The sequence below is a fragment of the Propioniciclava sp. MC1683 genome, assembly GCF_014164675.1.
Lineage (GTDB): Bacteria > Actinomycetota > Actinomycetes > Propionibacteriales > Propionibacteriaceae > Propioniciclava.
The window spans coordinates 124,748-144,181 of record NZ_JACJFX010000008.1 but is presented as its reverse complement, the minus strand read 5'-3'; the positions used below and the strand labels follow the sequence as shown (position 1 = coordinate 144,181).

The following is a 19,434-nucleotide window of genomic DNA, read 5'->3' as shown; positions in this document are numbered from 1 at the left end:
GGTCGTCAGCGGACCCCCTAGGCTGGGGGCAGCCTACCAACGCGGGAAGGATCCATGCCCAAGCTGAAGCCCGCCGACCTCGAGATCCGCGCGGCGCTGCCGGAGGACGACGCGGTCGTCATCCCGATGCTGCGGGAGTCGCTCAAGAAGGGCGACGACCCGCACTACGAGGCGTTCCTCCACTGGAAGCACCGCGAGAACTCGTTCGGCCAGTCGGCGGCCTGGGTGGCGCTGCACGAGGGCCGCGCGGTCGGGTACCGGACGCTGATGCGCTGGCGCTTCGTGAACGATGAAGGCAAGAAGGTCACGGCCGTCCGGGCCGTTGACACCGCCACGCACCCCGACTACCAGGGGCTGGGCATCTTCCGCACCCTGACGCTGCGCGGCGTCGCCGAGCTCACGCTCGCCGGCGACGGCATCGTCTTCAACACCCCCAACGACCAGAGCCGCCCCGGCTACCTGAAGATGGGCTGGAGCGTCGTTCGGCGCCTGCCGGTGGGCGTGCTGCCGGCCCACCCGGCGGCGTTGCCCAAGATGGCCCGCTCCAAGGTGCCGGCGAACCTGTGGTCGGAGGAGACGTCGGTGGGCTGGCCCGCCGCCGAGGCGTTCACCGATCGCAGCTTCGCCGAGGCGTTGCTGCATCACGGCCCCGCCCAGGGCTTCCGCACCGACCGGACGCCGGAGCACCTGGCGTGGCGCACCTCCTTCGGGCCGTTGCGCTACCGCGTCCTGCTGGCGTCGTCCGACCCCGCCGAGGGCGGCGTGGTGTTCCGCCTGCGCCGCCGCGGCGACACGGTCGAGGCGGCCATCATCGAGCAGCTGGTGCCGGACGCCGTCACGGGCGCCCGCCTCGTGGCGCGCGTGCTGCGCGAGACGAAGGCCGACTACGCGATCGGGCTGCGGACAGGGCCCTCGGCTGGCTTGGTGCCGCTGCCCGTGCCGGGTGCCGGGCCGCTGCTGACGTCCCGCCCGCTGGCGGCCTCGCCGCCGCCGGCGTCAGCCTGGTGTCTCACGCTGGGCGACATCGAGCTGTTCTGAATCTCGGATCTTGTGGGCCGAAGAGCCTGCCCACCCCAGGACCAGGCCCGCGACGAGGGCCATCCCGGGGTGGTCGAGGAGGTGGTCCATGAGCGAGTGCACCCACAGGGCCGTCCAGGCGGCTGAGGCCAGGACGCCGTGGGGGGCGCTGATCCGAACGCCCACCAGGTAGCCGAGGACGATGAGCAGTATCAGGATCACGACGCCGACCAGGCCCAGCTCGGCGGCGACCTGGAGAGCGACCGAGTGAGCCGAAACCAGGTCGGCGTCGACGGCGTAGGGGTTGGCCTCGGCGAACGAGCCTGGCCCCGACCCGATGACGGGGCTGCGCGACCACAGGGCGAGCGCCGTCGTCCAGAGGTCCTGGCGCACACGGCTGAGGGCCCTGACGGCCAGGTCGGGCCACGCGGATGCCGTGGCTAGCCTCAGAAAACCGTAGACGGCGCCAACCAGCGTTGACACCCCCAGTGCCACGGCCCACCAGCTGCGGCGGGACGGCCGGACCAGCATGACCACGACCGCGAGGGCCACCGGGATCGCCACCAGGATGCCCGCCTGGGAGCCGTGGTGCACCACCGCGAAGGCGGACGCCGCCAGCGCCACCGTGTACAGGGTGCGGCTCCAGCGGTCGTGGTGGGCGCCGAGCAGGACGAGGGCGATGAGCACCATCACCTGGATGGCCGCGGCCGAGTTCGCGTTGGGGTAACCCAGCGGCGGGGGGCCGGGCGCGAGACGGAGCCCCACCCCCGGCAGCAGGGCCACCAACAGGAACAGCAGGGAGGCGTCCAGCCACAGCGGGCGGGGAGCGGGGGCGGGTGGGTCGGCGTCCGATTTCGCCGCGACGCGTCCGAGCAGGACGCCCGCCACGAGGACCAGGGGCGCGACGACGTAGACCGAGTCCAGCCGGACGGGCCGACCGTTCAGGGCCGACGCCAACAGGACCCAGATCAGCCACACCGCGGTGACAGTGATCCAGGCCGTGTCCACTGGGCGAGGGAGGCGGGCCCGGTCCATGGGTCGTTACCGGTAGTGGGGCAGGGTCCTGAACCAGTCGACGGTGGCCCGAACCCCTTCCTCCAACGGCACCGGCTCGACGTCGGGGAACAGCGCGCGCAGCCGGGAGTTGTCCGCCTGCGAGTCGCGCACGTCCCCGGCGCGGGGGTCGGTGTGGGTCACCTGCAGCTCGATACCGAGCGCGTCCCCGATCAGGCCGATGAGGCTGTTCAGCGAGGTCCGCGAGCCGAATGCGAGGTTCACCGGGTCCAGGTCGTGCACGCCCCGGATCGCGGCGTCCGCCAGCACGCGCGAGACCGTGCCGACGTAGGTGAAGTCGCGGGTCTGCTCGCCGTCGCCGTGGACGGTGAGGGGAACCCCGCGCAGGGCCGCGTCCACGAACGCGGGCATCACGGCCGCGTACACGTGCCCGGCCGGCTGCAGCGGGCCGTACACGTTGAAGAAGCGAAAGGCGAGGGTGGACAGGCCGTAGGTGTGGCCGAAGGACAGGGCGTACGCCTCGGTGGCCTGCTTGCTCACCGCATAGGGGGAGATCGGGGCGGTGCGCATGGACTCGCGCTTGGGCAGCTCGCGGTTCGCGCCGTACACCGACGAAGAGCTCGCCACGACGACGGGGATGTTGCCCGCACGGCGGGCCGCCTGCAGCACCTCGAGCGTGCCGGTCGCGTTGGCATGGTGGGAGGCCACAGGATCCAGCACCGACCGGGGGACCGACGGCAGGGCCGCGAGGTGCACGACCGCCTTGGCCCCGTCGAAGGCGCGGTCGAGGGCGTCCGGGTCGAGGACGGTCTCGACCATCAGGTCGGCGCCCACACCGTCGAGGTTGGCGCGGCTGCCGGTGGACAGGTTGTCGAAGGCGACCACGTGGCTCACCCCGGGTCGGGTGAGCAGCTCGCGCGCGAGGTTGGAGCCGATGAATCCGGCGCCGCCGGTGACCACGATCTTCACGCTCGCGAACCTACCACCGACGGGGTTGCGCGCTTCGACGGGCCCGGCCAGCCGGACGTGCGTAAGCTGCGGCGGGTGGGGGAGATCGAGTACATGCCGCTGCTGGCCGGTGTGCCCCTCGCCGCGGCCACGCTGCAGGTCATCGCCGAGGATGCGGGCGTCGACATCCTCCACGTGAAGGGCGCCGCGGTGGATCCCGTTCTGCTGCAACACGAGGTTGACATCGACCCCCTCAGCGGAGCGCCGGTCACCCGCCAGGTGCCCCGCAACAGCGTGGACGCGGACGTGCTGGTGCGCCCCAGCCACGTGAAGCGCTTCTTCGCCGCGATGGCTGCCCACCGCTGGACCATGGTGTACCGCTTCGAGGACGGGTCGGCCTTCGAGCACGCCTCCACGTGGATCCGCCCGGGCGTGTGCCACGCCGACGTCCATCGGACCTTCCCCGGCATCGGCCTCGACCGCGAGCAGGCGTTCGACCTGTTGTGGGCGTCCCGGCACACCACCGTCATGGCCGGCCAGCCGTGCCCGGTGCCGAGCCTGCCCGCCCAGCGGCTCATCCTGATCCTCCACGCCGTCCGCGGCGGCGAGCTGGACAGCCGCGACATCGAGCGTGCCTGGGGCCAGGCGTCCGACGACGAGCGGGCCGAGGTGGACGCGCTGGCCCGGACCCTGCGCGCCGAGGTCGCCCTCGCCGCGGCCACCGGACGGCTGGAGGAGCACCGCACGGCACGCGAGTACCAGCTGTGGAAGGCGCTCTCGACGCAGGACACCTCCCGCGCCACCCTGTGGCTCGCTCGGGTGAAGGCTCAGCCCACACCGCTGCACGCGCTGCGGTCGGCGTTCCACCTCATCGCGCCCAAGCGGGACCGGCTCGAGCGCGAACTGGGTCACAAACCCGGGCCCGTCCACATGGCCCGCGCGTGGGCGCACCAACTGGGGCTCGCGGCGTCCGAAATCGGTCGGCTCGCCGGCCGCGCAGCGCGGCGCGTGCGGAGGTTGCGTTGACCCACCACATCCCCCACCGCCTAGGCCACGTCACGCTGCCGCCCGAGGATGGACGGCCCGTCGTGGTCTACCTGATGCCGTTGCCGGACGGCGACCCGGTGGGCCTGCACGGCACCGCGGCCCTCATCTGGAGCATCGCGGCCGAGGGCGAGCCCGACGTGCCTGCCGCGCTGGCCGAGTTGCTGGCCGTCCCTGTCGACACCGTGCGCGGCGACGTGGAGCGCTTCCTGACCGACCTCGTCGCGCAAGGACTCCTGGAGGAGGCGCGATGACCGAGGCAACGGCGGGCCGCAGCACCGGGACCCACCCGCCCCTGCGCGTGCTGTTCGTGTGCACCGCCAACATCTCCCGCTCGCCGTACGCCGAGCGCCGCGCCCGCCAGGTGCTGCCCGGCGGCACCGACCCGGACTTCACCTTCGCCAGCGCCGGTACCCCCGGCTACCCCGACCGCGGGATGGATCCCGCCCTGCAGTCGCTGTTGGCCGCCCGCGGCGCGGACCCCTCTGGGCACATCAGCCGCGGGGTGGGCGAGGAGCTGATGCGCCGTGCCGACCTGGTCGTCACCTTCGAGTTCGCCCAGCACATGCGCCTGCTGGACGCGTTCCCGGAGCACCGCCGTGCCATCGTGGGCCTGCAGCAGGCCGCGCGGGCTGTGCGCTCCCTCGAGGAGGCGGACGCCGGCGGCAGTGCCGGGCTCGATGTGGTGGACCGGGTGGAACGGCTGGTCGCGGCGGCCGGCCCGAACTCGATGAGCCTCGACGTCGAGGATCCCTACAACCGTGGCCCCAGAGCCGCGCGGGCCTGTGCCGACGAGATCGACGGACTGCTCGACGTGTTGTTGCCCTATCTTGCGGGCCGGCCCCTCCCCAAGCTCGCTGTGCCCCCGGTGGAGCCGGAGCGACGGCGTCCGGGTTGGCCGTGGCGACGGGCCCCGCGCCGCGCCCTGCCATAGCCCCGGGTGTCGGGCAAGGCTCTCTTCGTTTGGCGTCAACGGCGCGCGGATGCGGGAGGATCAATCCATGCGCATCACGATCATGGGTTCGGGCAACGGGGCAACGGCGGCGGCGTTCGAGTGGGCCGAGGCCGGCCACCAGGTGGCCATGTGGGCCCCCCAGCGCACGGACTCCGGAGCTGCTGGCGAAGGTGCAGGCAGTCTGGCCGCAGGCGGAAGCGGCCCGCAACGTGCTGCAGACGACGCTGCAGAACGCCAACCCGGTGCTGCACCCGGCGATCATGCTGCTCAACGCGTCCCGCATCGAGAACACCGGCGGCGACTTCCTGTTCTACACCGAGGGGGTGACGCCGGCGTCCGCACGGCTGATCGAAACCCTCGACGGCGAGCGCATCGCGCTGGGCCGGGCCCTCGGCGTCGAGGTCGTGCCGGACCCCGAGCTGGGCCTGCGGCAGGGGTACCTGTCGGAGGCGACCTACCTGAAGGGCTACAACCAGGGCATCGGGTTCGCCGGGTCGCGGGCGCCGTCGTCGCTGGAGTTCCGCTACCTGACCGAGGACGTGCCCTACGGGCTGGTGTTCACCTCGGAGCTCGCGAAGGAGGTCGGGGTGCCGACCCCCGGGATCGACGCGGTCATCACGCTGGCGTCCATTGTGCTGGGGACGGACTTCCGCGCCCAGGGCAAGCGCCTGCCCCGGAACCTGGGGTTTGGTGACCTGACGCCCGAACGGGTCGCGGCCCTGTGAGGGGATCAGGCGTCGCCGCTGCGGCGCAACACCTCGGACAGCCGCTCGGCGGCGGCCATCACGGCCGGGGCGTGGAGGCGTCCAGGCTGGCGGGTGAGCCGCTCGATGGGCCCGGACACCGAGACGGCGGCGATGACCTTGCCGTTGGGTGAGCGCACCGGCGCCGACACCGAGGCCACGCCGGCCTCGCGCTCGGCGACCGACTGGGCCCAGCCGCGGCGGCGGACGGTGGACAGCGCCACGGCGGAGAAGGTCGCGTTGGTGAGGCCACGCTGGATGCGCTCCGGGTCCTCCCAGGCGAGCAGCACCTGGGCGGCCGAGCCGGCGTTCATGGTGAGCTGCGTGCCGACCGGTACGGTGTCACGCAGGCCCGAGGGCCGCTCGGCGGTCGCGGCGCAGATGCGGAAGTCGCCCTGCCTGCGGAACAATTGGGCCGACTCCCCGGTGATGTCACGCAGGCGCGCCAGGACGGGGCCAGCGGTCGCGAGGAGGCGATCCTCACCGGCGGCTGCGGCCAGCTCGGTGAGGCGAGGCCCGAGGACGAAGCGGCCCTGCAGGTCGCGGCTGACGAGCCGGTGGTGTTCGAGGGCCACCGCGAGGCGGTGGGCGGTGGGCCGGGCGAGGCCGGTGGCGGTCACGAGGCCTGCGAGCGTCGTGGGGCCCTGCTCGAGTGCGGTGAGCACCTGGGCGGCCTTGTCGAGGACGCCGACGCCGGAGGTTCCTGTGTCCATACTCTGATACTGCCGTCTCATTCTGTGACACGCAAGTCCAAAAGGTGGTTTCATCGACGGTGAAGGCAACGAGTGAGGGGATCCGACATGGGCAAGACCCTGAGTGACAAGGTCTGGGAGGACCACGTCGTCAAGCGCGCCGCGGGCGAGCCTGACCTGCTGTACATCGACCTGCATCTGGTCCACGAAGTGACCAGCCCGCAGGCCTTCGACGGCCTCCGCCTGGCTGGCCGGCCGGTGCGGCGTCCGGACCTCACCCTCGCGACCGAGGACCACAACACCCCCACCGAGAACATCCTCGCGCCCATCGCCGACCCCGTCTCGCGCCTGCAGGTGGACACCCTGCGCAAGAACGCGGAGGAGTTCGGGATCCGCCTGCACAGCCTGGGTGACAAGGACCAGGGCATCGTCCACATCATCGGCCCGCAGTTGGGCATCACCCAGCCCGGCATGACGATCGTCTGCGGCGACTCCCACACGGCCACCCACGGCGCGTTCGGCGCGCTCGCGTTCGGCATCGGCACCTCCGAGGTCGAGCACGTGCTCGCCACCCAGACCCTCAACCAGGCGCCCGCCAAGCGGATGGCCGTCAACATCAACGGCGACCTGCCCGCCGGCGTCACCCCCAAGGACGTCGTGCTCGCCCTCATCGCGAAGGTCGGCACGGGCGGCGGACAGGGTTACATCGTGGAGTACCGCGGCACCACCATCGAGAACATGTCGATGGAGGGCCGGATGACGATCTGCAACATGTCCATCGAGTGGGGTGCGAAGGCCGGCATGGTCGCGCCCGACGAGACCACGTTCGCCTACCTCAAGGGACGCCCGCACGCCCCCGAGGGCGAGGCCTGGGACGCGGCGGTCGAGTACTGGCGCACGCTGCGCACCGATGAGGACGCCGTGTTCGACGCCGAGGTCGACATCGACGCGTCCACGCTGACGCCGTTCGTGACCTGGGGGACCAACCCGGGCCAGGGCGTCGGGCTGGGCGAGGCCGTGCCGTCGCCGGAGGACTTCGCCGACCCCGTCGACCGAGCCGCCGCCGAGCGCGCGCTGGAGTACATGGATCTGGTGGCCGGCACCAAGATGAAGGACATCCGCGTCGACACGGTCTTCCTCGGCTCGTGCACCAACGGGCGGATCGAGGACCTGCGCCTGGCGGCGTCCGTGCTGGCGGGCCGCAAGGTCGCCGACGGCGTCCGCATGATGGTGGTGCCCGGCTCGGCGCGCGTCCGCCTGCAGGCGATGGAGGAGGGCCTCGACGAGGTGTTCAAGGCCGCAGGTGCGGAGTGGCGCGAGGCTGGCTGCTCCATGTGCCTGGGCATGAACCCCGACCAGCTCAAGCCGGGCGAGCGCTCGGCGTCCACCTCGAACCGCAACTTCGAGGGGCGCCAGGGCAAGGGTGGACGTACCCACCTCGTCTCGCCGTCGGTCGCCGCCGCCACCGCCGTGCGCGGCACCCTGTCCTCGCCCGCCGACCTTGTTGAGGGGAACTGACCATGGAGAAGTTTGAATCGCACACCGGCGTCGGCGTGCCGCTGCGTCGCTCGAACGTCGACACCGACCAGATCATCCCGGCGGTCTACCTCAAGCGCGTGACCCGGTCGGGCTTCGAGGACGGCTTGTTCGCCGCCTGGCGCAACGACCCCGCGTTCGTGCTCAACCAGGACGCCTACAAGGCCGGCTCCGTGCTCGTGGTCGGGCCCGACTTCGGGACGGGCTCCTCGCGCGAGCACGCGGTGTGGGCGCTGCAGAACTACGGCTTCAAGGTGGTCATCGGCTCGCGCTTCGGTGACATCTTCCGGGGCAACTCGGGCAAGTCCGGGCTGTTGGTCGCGCTGGTGTCGCCCGAGGTCGTCGAGGAGCTGTGGGCGTTCCTCGATGGGACCCCCGGCGCCGAGCTCACCGTCGACCTCGTGGCGCGCACGATCACCGCCGGTGAGGCGACGTTCCCGTTCGAGATCGACGACTACACCCGCCACCGCCTGCTGAATGGGCTGGACGACATCGGCATCACGCTGCAGAAGGACGCCGACATCGCCGCCTACGAGGCCAGGCGCCCGTCGTGGAAGGCCACGACCATTCCTGCGAAGGTCGCCGACTGACGCTGAGCGGGCACGCGGCCCTGGTGACCCCACCTCGGCAGCGTGGACGATCCCGAGCGCCTCGGCCCGCTCGTCGGTGCACTGCTGGGACGCGTCGTCGGAGAAGGGGCGTTGATGGCGTCCACATAGGCGATGGCGCGCTGGGGGCGCTGCCCGTCGAGGAGGTCAGAAGGGGACCAGCACGTTCCATGGGTGGCACCGCGCCCGCTGGGTGGCTGGAATCTACTGGGGCCCTCAGGGCAGGGACGCCCGCGCCACCACCCCGTCCACGACCTCGACGAGGAGGCGCTGGCCCACGCGCAACGCGCGCAGGGTGGGATCAATCGAGTCCAAGGGAACCACCACGCGGCGTCCGGCATCGTCCACGCACTCCCAGCCGGTGTCGACACGGCCGGCGATGGTGAGGCCGATGGTGGGCATGGGAATAGGGTAGGGGCGCCCGTATCCGACAGGAGAACCCGATGGCCGAAACCACCCGCACGCGTGTCGCGATCATCTTCGGCGGGGTGAGCTCCGAGCACGATGTCTCGTGCCTGACCGCGGGTGGGGTGACCCGGGCCATCGACACCGAGCGCTTCGACGTGATCGGGGTCGGCATCACGCCCAGCGGCCGCTGGGTGCAGGTCCCGGTCGAGGAGATGGCGGCCATGCAGGTCGTCGACGGCCAGTTGCCGCGCCTGACCGAGGACCGGCCCGAGGCCCTGCTCATGCGCCGCGACGGCGGTGGTCGCATCGTCACGATCGACGGCGACCGGCTGATCGACCCGCAGGACTTCGACGTCGCGTTCGCCCTGCTGCACGGGCCCTTCGGCGAGGACGGCACCATCCAGGGCCTGTTCGAGATGCTGGGCATCCGGTACGTGGGGTCGGGCGTGGCGGCGTCCGCGATCGGCATGGACAAGGACCTCATGAAGACCGCCCTCGTCGGTGCCGGCCTGCCGGTGGCGCCGTGGGTGACGATCCACCGCCGGCAATGGGCCGCCGAGCGTGACCACTTCCTCACCAAGGTCGCGGCCGACCTGACGTTCCCCGTCTTCGTGAAGCCCGCCCGCGGCGGCTCGAGCCTGGGCATCACCAAGGCAGCCTCGGTTGATGAGCTACCCCGCTGCATCGACGAGGCGTTCGCGTTCGACGCCAAGATCATCGTCGAGGAGGGGGTCATGGGTGCCCGCGAGGTCGAGGTCGCGGTGCTCGACAACCTCGACGGTCCGCCGCGGGTGTCCCTGGCCGGCGAAATCCGCATGCACGACCCCGACTCGTTCTACGACTTCGAGGCCAAGTACACCCCCGGCGAGCAGGTCAGCCTCGACGTGCCGGCGGCCATCGACGGCCCGCTGCTCGCCCGCCTGCAGCGCATCGGCGCGCGGACGTTCCGGGCGTCCGGGGCGGAGGGCCTCGCCCGGGTCGACATGTTCGTCACCCCCGACGAGGAGATCTTCGTCAACGAGCTCAACACCATGCCCGGGTTCACCTACATCTCGATGTACCCGCAGCTGTTCGAGGCATCCGGCCTGTCGTACGCCGACCTCATCGCCGAACTCGTGCGGCTCGCCCTCGAGCGCCCCACCGGGCTGCGCTGATGGCGTCCACCATCGGCGACCTGGGGGAGTTCGGCCTCATCGCCGAAGTCACCCACGGGCTGGTCATGCCGCCCGAGGTGGTCGTCGGCCCCGGCGACGACTGCGCGGTGTTCGCCCCGCGGGGGCAGGTGGTCGTGACCACCGACGCCATGCACGAGGACGTCCACTTCAAGAAGGTTTGGTCCGGCCCCCACGACGTCGGCCGTAAGGCGGTGGCGTCCGCGGTCGCCGACGTCGAGGCCATGGGGGCCCGCCCGCTCGGGCTGGTGGTCGCGCTGTCCGCGCCCGCCGACACTCCTGCCGAGTGGGTGCTGGAGTTCTCCCGCGGCGTGCGGGCCGAGTGCGAGGCGTCCGGGGCTGCGCTGATGGGCGGCGACACCACCCGCTCCGGCGCGATCAGCGTCGTCGTGACGGTGTTCGGTGACCTCGAGGGCCGGACGCCAGTGCTGCGGTCCGGCGCCCGACCCGGCGATGTGGTCGCCTACATCGGCCGCCTCGGGATGGCCGCTGCGGGGCTCGCCGTGTTGGGCCGCGGGTTCCGCTCTCCGGGTGCTGTTGTGCGCTCCCACCGGGTGCCCGAGCCGCCCTACGGTCAAGGAATCGTGGCGCAGGAGGCCGGAGCCACGTCGATGGTCGACTGCTCGGACGGGCCGCTGGCTGACCTGGGCCACATCGCGAAGGCGTCGGGGGTGTCGATCGACCTCGACTCCTCAGCGCTGGACGTCGACGAGGCCCAGAAAACCGTCGCTGCGGCGATAGGCGGGGGAGACCCCCTCAACTACATCCTCACCGGCGGAGACGACCACGCGTTGCTGGCGACGTTCACATCGGCGTCCGAGGTGCCGGACGGCTGGGCCGTCATCGGGCGAGTGGGCGAGAGTGACCCCGAGGCCGAGGCGTCCGTCACCGTGGACGGTAAAGCCTGGTCAACCGACGCGGGGGGCTGGCGGCACTTCTGACCCCGGCGCGGAAGGAGCCGCGATCTCGGTGGGGAACAGAGGTCGAGACTTCATGATGCCGACCCACAGGCCGATCGCCAGCGCCACGAGCACGACCTCGACGAGCACCAGGTCGATGCCGGCGCCCACCATCAGGACGGCGACGAGGTTGAAGGTGCCGTGCAGCAGCTCGGCGGCCTCGGGTGGCAGGGCCTGCGCGATGGTGTCCCACTGGCCGGCGTTGATCGTCGCGGCCAGCACGAGGTTGTTCACGTTCGCCATCCCCACGATCAGCATCGCCTCGATGCCGCCGTGGCCCAGGCCGAACGAGACGCCGTCGATCCAGCGGTGGAAGGCCTTGAGCAACAGCAGCATGACCACGAGGCGTCCGGTCTCCTCGAACAGGCCGGCGGTGTAGGACGCCACCGGCCCCGACAGCAGGAACCCCGACACGGGCTCGGGCAGCTGCGGGACCACGACCGTCATCAGCGGGATGCGGGTCAGCACCTGGGAGGCGACGAAGGCGAGCATGCCGCACCAGAACGCACGCCAAACCCGCGGGTACCGGCTAGCAGGCGACGCAAGGTAGTGGGTAGTACCTAGATGTTTCTGGGCGGCGTGGTTGCTTGGCCCGGGGAGTCCGGCCTTGTTAGCCTTCGACGCATGGCGACCCGCGCGTCTTCCCCCACGCGGAGCCGATCGAACGCGTCCTCGCGCTCGACGACTACGCGTGGCGGAAGCAAGTCCAAGAACACACGTCGAACTTCCGCGAAGCAGTCCGGGGGTGGCTTCGGCGACGTCCTGGCCGCTATCGGGCGCGGCATCGTCGCGCTGTGGCGCGGGCTGGCCGGCCTGCTGGGCGGGTTGGTCCGCAGCATCGGCTCCGGTGTGCGCGACCTCGATCCCGAGCTACGCCGCGACGGCACCGGCCTGTTCCTGGTGATCATCGGCATCCTGACCGCCGCTGCCTTCTGGTTCCTGTTGCCCGGCGCGGTGGGCGACTGGCTGCGCGTCGTGTTCTCCACCGTCTTCGGCGCCGCCTCGGTCGCGCTCCCGCTGGCCGCGTTCGGCATGGCGTGGCGCACCCTGCGCGACCCCGCCGCCAACGGGCCCACCGGACGCCAGCCCGTCGGCTGGCTCGTCTTCGCACTCGGCGTGCTGGGGCTGGTCCACGTCGCCAAGGGCATCCCCAGCCCGAGCCGCCCCGAGGAGATGCGCGCCGCCGGCGGCGCCCTCGGCTTCATCCCGAGCTCGTTCCTGGCCGACCTCGTCACGGTGTGGGTCGCCGTGCCCGTGCTGGTCGTCATGGCGCTGTTCGGCGCGCTGGTCATCACCGGCATCCCGCTGTACGAGGTGCCCGACCGGTTCCGGTCGGTGCGCGAGAAGTACCGCCGCGAGGACGCCCCCGAGCTCACCTACGGCGTCGACGAGGCCTACGACACCCCGCTGGTGCGCGACCCCGACGACGCGTACGACTCCTACACCGAGCCCCCGGGCGCCCGGGGCGGCGACGAGGTCTACGACGTCGACGCCTTCGACGAGCCCCGCAAGCCCGTCACCGCGGGCAAGGCCCCCAGCGCCGTCGAGGCCGGGGGAGCGGCGACCGCAGCCGGCGGCGTCCCGGCAACGGCCCCGGCCGAACTGCAGCCGCCCGCCCACAGCAACGAACCGCTGCGCGCGGAGCAGACGGTACTCACCGGGGACATCCAGTACGTGCTGCCCGACCACCAGGTCCTCAAGCCGGGCTCGGCGCCGAAGTCGCGCACCGAGGCGTCCGACGCGGTGGTGGGGCGCCTGGCCGAGGTGTTCACCAACTTCGACATCGACGCGCAGGTCACCGGTTACACCCGCGGCCCGACGGTCACCCGCTACGAGGTCGAGCTCGGCACCGGCGTCAAGGTCGAGAAGGTCACCGCGCTCGGCAAGAACATCGCCTATGCGGTGGCGTCGGCCGACGTGCGCATCCTGAGCCCGATCCCGGGCAAGTCGGCGATCGGCGTCGAGATCCCGAACACCGACAAGGAGATCGTGTCGCTGGGCGACGTGCTGCGCTCCAACCGCGCGCGCAACGACCACCACCCGATGACCGTCGGCCTCGGCAAGGACGTCGAGGGCGGCTACGTCATCGCCAACATGGCCAAGATGCCGCACCTGCTGGTCGCCGGCGCCACCGGCTCGGGCAAGTCGTCGTTCGTGAACTCGATGATCACCTCGATCATGATGCGCGCGACCCCCGACGAGGTGCGCATGCTGCTGGTCGACCCCAAGCGCGTGGAGCTCACCAACTACGAGGGCATCCCGCACCTGGTCACCCCGATCATCACCAACCCCAAGAAGGCCGCCGAGGCCCTGCAGTGGGTCTGCCGCGAGATGGACACCCGCTACGACGACCTCGCCGCCTTCGGGTTCCGGCACGTGGATGACTTCAACAAGGCGGTGCGTGCGGGTCAGGTGAAGCTGCCGCCCGGCTCGGAGCGGGTGCTGGCGCCGTACCCGTACCTGCTGGTGATCGTCGACGAGCTCGCCGACCTGATGATGGTCGCCCCGCGTGACGTCGAGGACTCGATCGTCCGCATCACCCAGCTCGCGCGTGCGGCCGGCATCCACCTGGTGCTGGCGACGCAGCGTCCGTCGACCGATGTGGTGACAGGTCTGATCAAGGCGAACGTGCCTTCGCGGCTGGCGTTCGCGACGTCGTCGATGACTGATAGCCGGGTCATCCTGGACCAGCCGGGTGCCGAGAAGCTCGTCGGCCAGGGCGACGGACTCTTCCTGCCCATGGGCGCCTCCAAGCCCGTGCGCGTGCAGGGGGCATGGGTGACCGAGCAGGAGATCCGCTCGGTCGTGAAGCACGTCACCGAGCAGCTGGCCCCGCAGTACCGCGAGGACGTTTCCGCACCGCAGGAGTCGACCAAGGTCGCCGAGGACATCGGCGACGACCTCGAGCTCGTGCTGGAGGCCGCGCAGCTGGTCGTGAACCTGCAGCTGGGGTCGACCTCGATGCTGCAGCGCAAGCTGCGGGTCGGGTTCGCCAAGGCGGGTCGCCTGATGGACATCCTGGAGACCCGCGGCATCGTCGGTCCCTCCGAGGGGTCGAAGCCCCGCGAGGTGCTCGTGAAGCCCGACGACCTCGACGAGGTGCTGGCGAACCTGGCGGAGGGCTGATGTCGGCGCCTCGCCGGTCGGTGCTGGTGACCGGCGGCACCCGCGGCATCGGACGCGAGGTCGTGCGGTTGCTCGCCCCGTCGTGGCGGGTACTGGTGGGGGGTCGCTCTGAAGCTGCGGTTGCGGCCGTGGTCGCCGAGTGCCCGGACGCCGCGGGCTTCGTCTGCGACCTGGCCGACGAGGACGCCGTGGCTTCGACCGTCGCAGAACTCGAGTTGGGGGCGTCCGGTCTGGACGCCGTCGTGCACTCCGCCGGTGTCGTCGGCCACGGCTCGGTCGAGGACACGACCCGCTCCGACTGGCGGCACGTGCTCGAACTCAACGTCGTGGCGGTCTCTGACCTGACGCGGTTGCTGCTGCCCGCGCTGCGCTCCGCGGGCGGGACGGTCGTGGTCGTCAACTCCGGGTCGGGGTTCAACGCGGGTGCGAACGGGGCCGTGTACGCGGCGTCCAAGTTCGCGGTGCGCGCCTGGGCCGACTCGCTGCGGGCCGAAGAGCGAGGGTGGGTGCGGGTGTCGTCCGTCCACCCCGGGCGCGTCGACACCGACATGCAGCGCGAGCTGCAGGCCGCCGAGGGGCGCGAGTACGACCCCTCCATCGCCATGGAGGTGACCTCGGTCGCCCGCGCGATCGTGTTCGCCCTGGAGGCGCCGGCCGATGCGGCGGTGGAGTCTCTGTCCATCCGGCCGACCAGCGCTTAACGTGGGCGCATGACGCAGAGCAACGCCCAGTTCACGATCGACCTGACCCCCGGTGAGCCGCTCCACGCCGGCACCGGCCGCTTCGACTTCACCAAGTCCTGGACCGGCGACCTGATCGGTACCTCCGCGGGCACGATGCTCTCGGCCGGTGACCAGCCCGCCGGGACCGCCGGCTACGTCGCCCTCGAGGTCTTCACCGGCAGGGTCAACAACCTCGAGGGCAGCTTCGCCCTGCAGCAGTTCGGCACCATGGACGCCGACGGCATGGTCCTCCACTACGAGATCGTCCCGGGCTCGGGCACCGAGCAGCTCGCCGGGATCCGCGGCACTGTCGACCTGGACGTGGTCGAGGGCGTGCACAAGGTCGTCCTGCACCACAACCTCTAGGCTGCGGGCCATGTCACACCATCGCCGCATCGGCCAGTTCACCGTCTCCTCGATCGGGCTCGGCGCCATGCCGCTGTCGACCGGTGGCAGCACCACGCCGTCGCACGACGAGGCCGTGGCGGTCGTCCACGCCGCGCTCGACGCGGGCATCACGCTGATCGACACCGCCGACATCTACGCGCCCAGCTGGGACACGATGGGCCACAACGAGTCCATCGTCGCCGAGGCGCTGCGCACCTGGGCGGGCGACGCCTCGAACGTCGTGGTCGCCACCAAGGGCGGCATCACGCGCGCCGAGGGTGAGCGCTGGGGACGCGACGGTTCGCCGGCCTACATCCGCGAGGCCGTCGAGCGCTCCCGCGAGCGCCTCGGCGTCGACGCCATCGACCTCTACTACTGGCACCGCCCCGACCGCACCCGGCTGTACGCCGAGGTCGTCGAGACCTTCGGCCGGCTGAAGGCCGACGGCATCGTCAAGGAGGTCGGCGTCTCAAACGCCAACGTCGAGGAGCTCCAGGTCGCCGCCGACGTGCTCGGCGAGGGCGGGCTGGCTGCCGTGCAGAACGAGTTCTCGCCCAGGTTCAACCACACCTCGTGGCGCGAGCTGCTGTGGTGCGGCAAGCGCGGCATCGCGTTCCTACCGTGGTCGCCCCTGGGCGGCACGGGCGGGGGAGCGGCGGCGCTCGCCGAGCGGTTCGGCGTCCTCACCGAGGTTGCGGACGCCCACGTCGTCAGCCCCCAGCAGGCCACCCTGGCGTGGCAACTGGCCCTCGGCGAGCACGTGATCCCGATCCCGGGAGCGAGCCGCGCGGCGTCCATCGTCGACTCCGCCCGCGCGATGGACCTCGAGCTCACCGCCGACGAGGTCGAGCGCATCAGCGCCGCACTGCTGCAGCGCTGAGCCCGGATAGGGTGCCAGCGTGACCACAACGCGCGTGCACATCGTGTCGCTGGGCTGCGCCCGCAACGATGTCGACTCCGAGGAACTCGCCGGACGCCTCGAGGCCGGCGGGTTCGCCCTCGTCGACGAGCCCGAGGACGCCGAGGCGATCGTCGTCAACACCTGCGGGTTCATCGAGTCCGCGAAGAAGGACTCGATCGACACGCTGCTCGCGGCGTCCGACCTGAAGGGCCGGGGGCCCACCCAGCGCGTCGTCGCTGTGGGCTGCATGGCCGAGCGGTACGGCCGCGAGCTCGCCGACGCCCTGCCCGAGGCCGACGCCGTGTTGGGCTTCGACGACTACGAGAACATCGACGACAAGCTCCGCCTGATCATGTCCGGCGCCCACGTCGAGGCCCACACGCCGTCCGACCGGCGCCGGCTCCTGCCCCTGGCCCCCGCGCAACGGCAGGCCGCGGCGTCCGGGATCGTCATTCCGGGCACGGCACCCGCCTCGGGCCCGCGTGCGGTGCGCAAGCGTCGCGGCAACGCGCCGAGCGCCCCGGTGAAGATCGCCTCGGGCTGTGACCGGCGGTGCGCGTTCTGTGCGATCCCGAGCTTCCGGGGCTCGTTCGTCAGCCGGCCCCTGGACGACATCGTCGAGGAGGTGACGTGGCTGGCCGACCACGGCGTCCGCGAGGCGTTCCTGGTGAGTGAGAACTCGTCCTCCTACGGCAAGGACCTCGGCGAGCTCGGCGCCCTCGAGTCGCTCCTGCACCGGCTCAACGGTATCGAGAACCTTAACTGGATCCGCGTGTCGTACCTGCAGCCCGCCGAGATCCGGCCCGGGCTGGTCGAGGCGATGTGCTCGATCGACAAGGTCGTGCCGTACTTCGACCTGAGCTTCCAGCACGCCGCACCCGCCGTGCTGCGCCGCATGCGGCGCTTCGGCGACCCCGACAGCTTCCTCGGCCTGCTCGACCGCATCCGGCACCTCAAGCCGGACGCCGGGGTGCGTTCCAACGTCATCGTCGGGTTCCCCGGCGAGACGGACGCCGACGTGCAGACCCTCATGGACTTCGCCGCCGAGGCCCGCCTCGATGCGCTGGGGGTGTTCGCCTACTCCGATGAGGAGGGCACCGAGGGCGTCGGCCTGGACGGCCACCTGCCGCAGGAGGTCATCGACGAGCGGTTCGAGCAGGTCAGCGAGCTGGCCAACGACCTCGTCGACCTGCGCGCGCTCGAGCGCGTCGGCGAACGCGTGCGGGTGTTGGTCGAGTCGATCGAGGACGGGGTGGCCGTCGGCCGCGCCGAGCACCAGGGGCCCGAGGTCGACGGCACGACGTCGTTCGCGCACGGCGCGCACCACCGGGTCGGCGACCTCGTCTGGGGTAGGGTCATCGGCACCGAGGGAGTGGACCTGATGGCACGCGAGGAGGCCCCTGCATGACCAAACCCACGAGGGTCAGCAACTGGAACGTGCCGAACGTGCTGACCGCGGTCCGCATGGTGCTGGTCCCGGTCTTCGCCTACGTGCTGCTGGCCTTCCCCGATGACCCGGCCATGCGCTGGCTCGCGACGGGCATCTTCGTGGTGGCGATCGCCACCGACGCGATCGACGGCAAGATCGCCCGCAAGTACAACCTGGTCACGAACTTCGGCAAGCTCTGGGACCCGATCGCCGACAAGGCCCTCACAGGCATGGCCTTCGTCGGCCTCTCGATCCTCAGCGAGCTGCCGTGGTGGATCACCATCATCATCCTCGTCCGCGAGTGGGGCATCACGGTCCTGCGCTGGGCGATCATGAAGTACGGCGTCATGGCCGCCAACCGTGGCGGCAAGCTCAAGACCGTCATGCAGTCGGTCGCGCTGATCATGTTCCTGCCCGGCCTGCAGTTCATGCCGGCGGTGTGGGACTGGATCGCGTGGGCCGCCATGATCCTGTGCTTCGTCCTCACGGTCCTGACCGGCCTCGACTACCTGCGCGAAGCGTCCAAGATGCGCCAGACCTACTTGGCCGACCACCCGGAGGAAGCCCGAACGAAGGAGTGAGCCCAGTGAATGAACTCGCCGCCAAGGTCATCAGGACGTTGGGGCAGCGCACGCTGCACCTCGCGGTCGCGGAGTCCATCACGGGCGGGCTCATCGGGGCCACGCTGACGACGGTGCCCGGGGCGTCCAAGGTCTACCTCGGCGGGGTCGTGAGCTACGCGACCCGCTTGAAGAGCCAGTTGCTCGGCGTGCCCGTCGACACCATCGCGGCCCACACCGTGGTGTCGGAGGAGGTCGCCATCGAGATGGCGGTCGGGCTGCAGGAGCGAACGAACGCCGACTGGGTGATCGCGGTCACCGGCGTCGCCGGCCCCGACCCGCAGGAGGGGCACGACCCCGGCGAGGTCTGGATCTGCGTGCTCGGGCCGCGGATCGCGTCGTTGCCGCAGTTCCAGCAGACCGAGCGGTTCCAGTTCGAGGGCGAGCGGGAGGCCGTGCGAGCCCAGACCGTCGACGCGGCGTTCACGATGCTTCTGCGCGTGGTCTCGCCCGTGTAGGTTGGGAACAACCCAAGCACTCACGGTGTTGGGGAGGGGAATCCGAAGGGGGTGCCGGTATGGCCGCCGTGCTGATGCGCGAGATGGTGGGGGAGACCCTGCGCGAGCTCCGCATGTCCTCCGGCAAGACCCTGCGCGACGTGTCGGGCCAGGCCCGCGTGTCGCTGGGCTACCTCTCCGAGGTCGAGCGGGGCCACAAGGAGGCCTCCTCCGAGCTGCTCAACGCCATCTGCGGGGCGCTCGAGGTCGAGCTCTCCGAGGTGTTGCGCCTGACGACGCTGCGCGTCGAGGCCCACGAGAACGTCACCCACCTGCCTGTCCGGACGCCGCGGGCTGCGGTCGCCTGACGGTGCGGGAACAGGAACTCTGGCGCCGCCTGAACCACCACCTCGGTGTGGGTCTTGCGCCGTCGTGGGCGCGTGACGTCGTGCTGACCGAACTGGGCAACCGTTCTGTGACTGAGGCCTTGGCCGACGGCGTCCCGACCGTCCAGGTCTGGCGGGCCGTGTGGGCGTTCCTGGAGCTGCCGGCGTCCGAGCGCTGAGCCTCTTGGTGCGCCGCGACACGCCTCGGTGTGTTGCTTGGTCGTCGAACACGTGTTCGGTAATGTGCGTCATGCCGTGAAGGTGAAGGCCGGTTGTCCACAGCCCCAGCAACTGGGTGACACATTGTCGGAGCCGCTGCCTAACGTGATC

Annotated in this window: 23 protein-coding genes; 18 read left to right on the top strand and 5 right to left on the bottom strand. The window is 71.1% G+C overall.

The features are described 5' to 3' along the window. Nucleotides 1–54 precede the first annotated feature (54 nt). Nucleotides 55–1,038: a GNAT family N-acetyltransferase gene (locus tag H5397_RS07515; RefSeq protein WP_182816163.1), complete on the top strand. Its 984-nt coding sequence runs from the start codon at nucleotides 55–57 to the stop codon at nucleotides 1,036–1,038. Here H5397_RS07515 and H5397_RS07510 read toward each other — a convergent pair. Together H5397_RS07510 and H5397_RS07505 are read right to left on the bottom strand one after the other, a co-directional pair. Beyond that, nucleotides 997–2,025 carry an O-antigen ligase gene (locus H5397_RS07510; RefSeq protein WP_182816161.1) on the bottom strand — a complete coding sequence of 343 codons (1,029 nt, stop codon included), beginning with the start codon at nucleotides 2,023–2,025 and terminating at the stop codon, nucleotides 997–999. The genes H5397_RS07515 and H5397_RS07510 overlap by 42 nt on opposite strands. Nucleotides 2,026–2,058: 33 nt before the next feature. Next, a complete protein-coding gene (locus H5397_RS07505) occupies nucleotides 2,059–3,000 on the bottom strand; it encodes an NAD-dependent epimerase/dehydratase family protein (RefSeq protein ID WP_182816160.1) in 942 nt (313 codons plus the stop codon). 75 nt (nucleotides 3,001–3,075) lie between these two features. On the opposite strand from H5397_RS07505, the gene H5397_RS18790 reads away from it, so the two are divergent. The 4 genes from H5397_RS18790 (at nucleotide 3,076) to H5397_RS07485 (ending at nucleotide 5,703) form a co-directional block, all read left to right on the top strand. Continuing rightward, the gene (locus tag H5397_RS18790) at nucleotides 3,076–4,005 is read left to right on the top strand and encodes a nucleotidyltransferase family protein (RefSeq protein ID WP_220492098.1); all 930 of its coding nucleotides are present in this window, start codon (nucleotides 3,076–3,078) and stop codon (nucleotides 4,003–4,005) included. Then, nucleotides 4,002–4,277 (top strand): PqqD family protein, encoded by a 276-nt coding sequence (locus H5397_RS07495; protein ID WP_182816158.1) that lies wholly within the window; start codon nucleotides 4,002–4,004, stop codon nucleotides 4,275–4,277. Before H5397_RS18790 ends, H5397_RS07495 begins: the two co-directional genes overlap by 4 nt. Further along, the gene (locus H5397_RS07490; RefSeq protein ID WP_182816157.1) at nucleotides 4,274–4,957 is read left to right on the top strand and encodes a low molecular weight phosphatase family protein; all 684 of its coding nucleotides are present in this window, start codon (nucleotides 4,274–4,276) and stop codon (nucleotides 4,955–4,957) included. Before H5397_RS07495 ends, H5397_RS07490 begins: the two co-directional genes overlap by 4 nt. A gap of 230 nt (nucleotides 4,958–5,187) precedes the next feature. Next, nucleotides 5,188–5,703 carry an NAD/NADP octopine/nopaline dehydrogenase family protein gene (locus H5397_RS07485; protein WP_182816156.1) on the top strand — a complete coding sequence of 172 codons (516 nt, stop codon included), beginning with the start codon at nucleotides 5,188–5,190 and terminating at the stop codon, nucleotides 5,701–5,703. 5 nt (nucleotides 5,704–5,708) lie between these two features. Here the strand turns inward: H5397_RS07485 and H5397_RS07480 are convergent, their stop codons facing one another. Then, nucleotides 5,709–6,434: an IclR family transcriptional regulator gene (locus H5397_RS07480; RefSeq protein ID WP_182816155.1), complete on the bottom strand. Its 726-nt coding sequence runs from the start codon at nucleotides 6,432–6,434 to the stop codon at nucleotides 5,709–5,711. A gap of 87 nt (nucleotides 6,435–6,521) precedes the next feature. Here H5397_RS07480 and leuC point away from each other — a divergent pair, with 87 nt between their 5' ends. Together leuC and leuD are read left to right on the top strand one after the other, a co-directional pair. Beyond that, on the top strand, nucleotides 6,522–7,931 hold the full coding sequence (gene leuC, locus H5397_RS07475) for a 3-isopropylmalate dehydratase large subunit (RefSeq protein ID WP_182816154.1): 1,410 nt from the start codon (nucleotides 6,522–6,524) through the stop codon (nucleotides 7,929–7,931). A gap of 2 nt (nucleotides 7,932–7,933) precedes the next feature. Then, on the top strand, nucleotides 7,934–8,539 hold the full coding sequence (gene leuD / locus H5397_RS07470; protein WP_182816153.1) for a 3-isopropylmalate dehydratase small subunit: 606 nt from the start codon (nucleotides 7,934–7,936) through the stop codon (nucleotides 8,537–8,539). A gap of 234 nt (nucleotides 8,540–8,773) precedes the next feature. On the opposite strand, the gene H5397_RS07465 is transcribed toward leuD, so the two are convergent. After that, nucleotides 8,774–8,959 carry a hypothetical protein gene (locus H5397_RS07465; protein ID WP_182816152.1) on the bottom strand — a complete coding sequence of 62 codons (186 nt, stop codon included), beginning with the start codon at nucleotides 8,957–8,959 and terminating at the stop codon, nucleotides 8,774–8,776. 41 nt (nucleotides 8,960–9,000) lie between these two features. On the opposite strand from H5397_RS07465, the gene H5397_RS07460 reads away from it, so the two are divergent. Together H5397_RS07460 and H5397_RS07455 are read left to right on the top strand one after the other, a co-directional pair. Next, on the top strand, nucleotides 9,001–10,119 hold the full coding sequence (locus H5397_RS07460) for a D-alanine--D-alanine ligase family protein (protein ID WP_182816151.1): 1,119 nt from the start codon (nucleotides 9,001–9,003) through the stop codon (nucleotides 10,117–10,119). Further along, nucleotides 10,119–11,078 (top strand): thiamine-phosphate kinase, encoded by a 960-nt coding sequence (locus H5397_RS07455; RefSeq protein WP_182816150.1) that lies wholly within the window; start codon nucleotides 10,119–10,121, stop codon nucleotides 11,076–11,078. The genes H5397_RS07460 and H5397_RS07455 overlap by 1 nt, the downstream gene beginning before the upstream one ends. Here the strand turns inward: H5397_RS07455 and H5397_RS07450 are convergent. Continuing rightward, entirely contained in the window at nucleotides 11,046–11,834 is a 789-nt protein-coding gene (locus tag H5397_RS07450; RefSeq protein WP_255438717.1) for a YhfC family glutamic-type intramembrane protease, read from the bottom strand. The two genes, H5397_RS07455 and H5397_RS07450, sit on opposite strands and share 33 nt — an antisense overlap. Between H5397_RS07450 and H5397_RS07445 the strand changes: the two genes are divergently transcribed. Genes H5397_RS07445 through H5397_RS07405 form a run of 9 tightly spaced genes read left to right on the top strand, consistent with a single transcriptional unit; the run spans nucleotide 11,721 to nucleotide 19,283 of the window. Continuing rightward, nucleotides 11,721–14,222, top strand: coding sequence for a DNA translocase FtsK (locus tag H5397_RS07445; protein ID WP_182816148.1), 2,502 nt, complete (start codon nucleotides 11,721–11,723; stop codon nucleotides 14,220–14,222). The genes H5397_RS07450 and H5397_RS07445 overlap by 114 nt on opposite strands. Next, nucleotides 14,222–14,923: an SDR family oxidoreductase gene (locus H5397_RS07440; protein ID WP_182816147.1), complete on the top strand. Its 702-nt coding sequence runs from the start codon at nucleotides 14,222–14,224 to the stop codon at nucleotides 14,921–14,923. Before H5397_RS07445 ends, H5397_RS07440 begins: the two co-directional genes overlap by 1 nt. A gap of 9 nt (nucleotides 14,924–14,932) precedes the next feature. Continuing rightward, nucleotides 14,933–15,310, top strand: a complete 378-nt coding sequence (locus H5397_RS07435) for a DUF3224 domain-containing protein (protein WP_182816145.1) — start codon at nucleotides 14,933–14,935, stop codon at nucleotides 15,308–15,310. Between the two features lie 10 nt (nucleotides 15,311–15,320). Further along, nucleotides 15,321–16,211 (top strand): aldo/keto reductase, encoded by an 891-nt coding sequence (locus H5397_RS07430; RefSeq protein ID WP_182816142.1) that lies wholly within the window; start codon nucleotides 15,321–15,323, stop codon nucleotides 16,209–16,211. A gap of 19 nt (nucleotides 16,212–16,230) precedes the next feature. Next, nucleotides 16,231–17,640: a 30S ribosomal protein S12 methylthiotransferase RimO gene (rimO, locus tag H5397_RS07425; RefSeq protein WP_309224312.1), complete on the top strand. Its 1,410-nt coding sequence runs from the start codon at nucleotides 16,231–16,233 to the stop codon at nucleotides 17,638–17,640. After that, on the top strand, nucleotides 17,637–18,242 hold the full coding sequence (gene pgsA / locus H5397_RS07420) for a CDP-diacylglycerol--glycerol-3-phosphate 3-phosphatidyltransferase (RefSeq protein WP_182816141.1): 606 nt from the start codon (nucleotides 17,637–17,639) through the stop codon (nucleotides 18,240–18,242). Before rimO ends, pgsA begins: the two co-directional genes overlap by 4 nt. Before the next feature lie 5 nt (nucleotides 18,243–18,247). Next, the gene (locus H5397_RS07415) at nucleotides 18,248–18,739 is read left to right on the top strand and encodes a CinA family protein (protein ID WP_182816139.1); all 492 of its coding nucleotides are present in this window, start codon (nucleotides 18,248–18,250) and stop codon (nucleotides 18,737–18,739) included. 59 nt (nucleotides 18,740–18,798) lie between these two features. Further along, complete coding sequence (locus H5397_RS07410; RefSeq protein WP_182816137.1) at nucleotides 18,799–19,086, top strand: helix-turn-helix domain-containing protein; 288 nt, start codon at nucleotides 18,799–18,801, stop codon at nucleotides 19,084–19,086. Between the two features lie 2 nt (nucleotides 19,087–19,088). Next, nucleotides 19,089–19,283 (top strand): DUF3046 domain-containing protein, encoded by a 195-nt coding sequence (locus tag H5397_RS07405; RefSeq protein ID WP_182816135.1) that lies wholly within the window; start codon nucleotides 19,089–19,091, stop codon nucleotides 19,281–19,283. The last annotated feature ends 151 nt before the right edge of the window (nucleotides 19,284–19,434 follow it).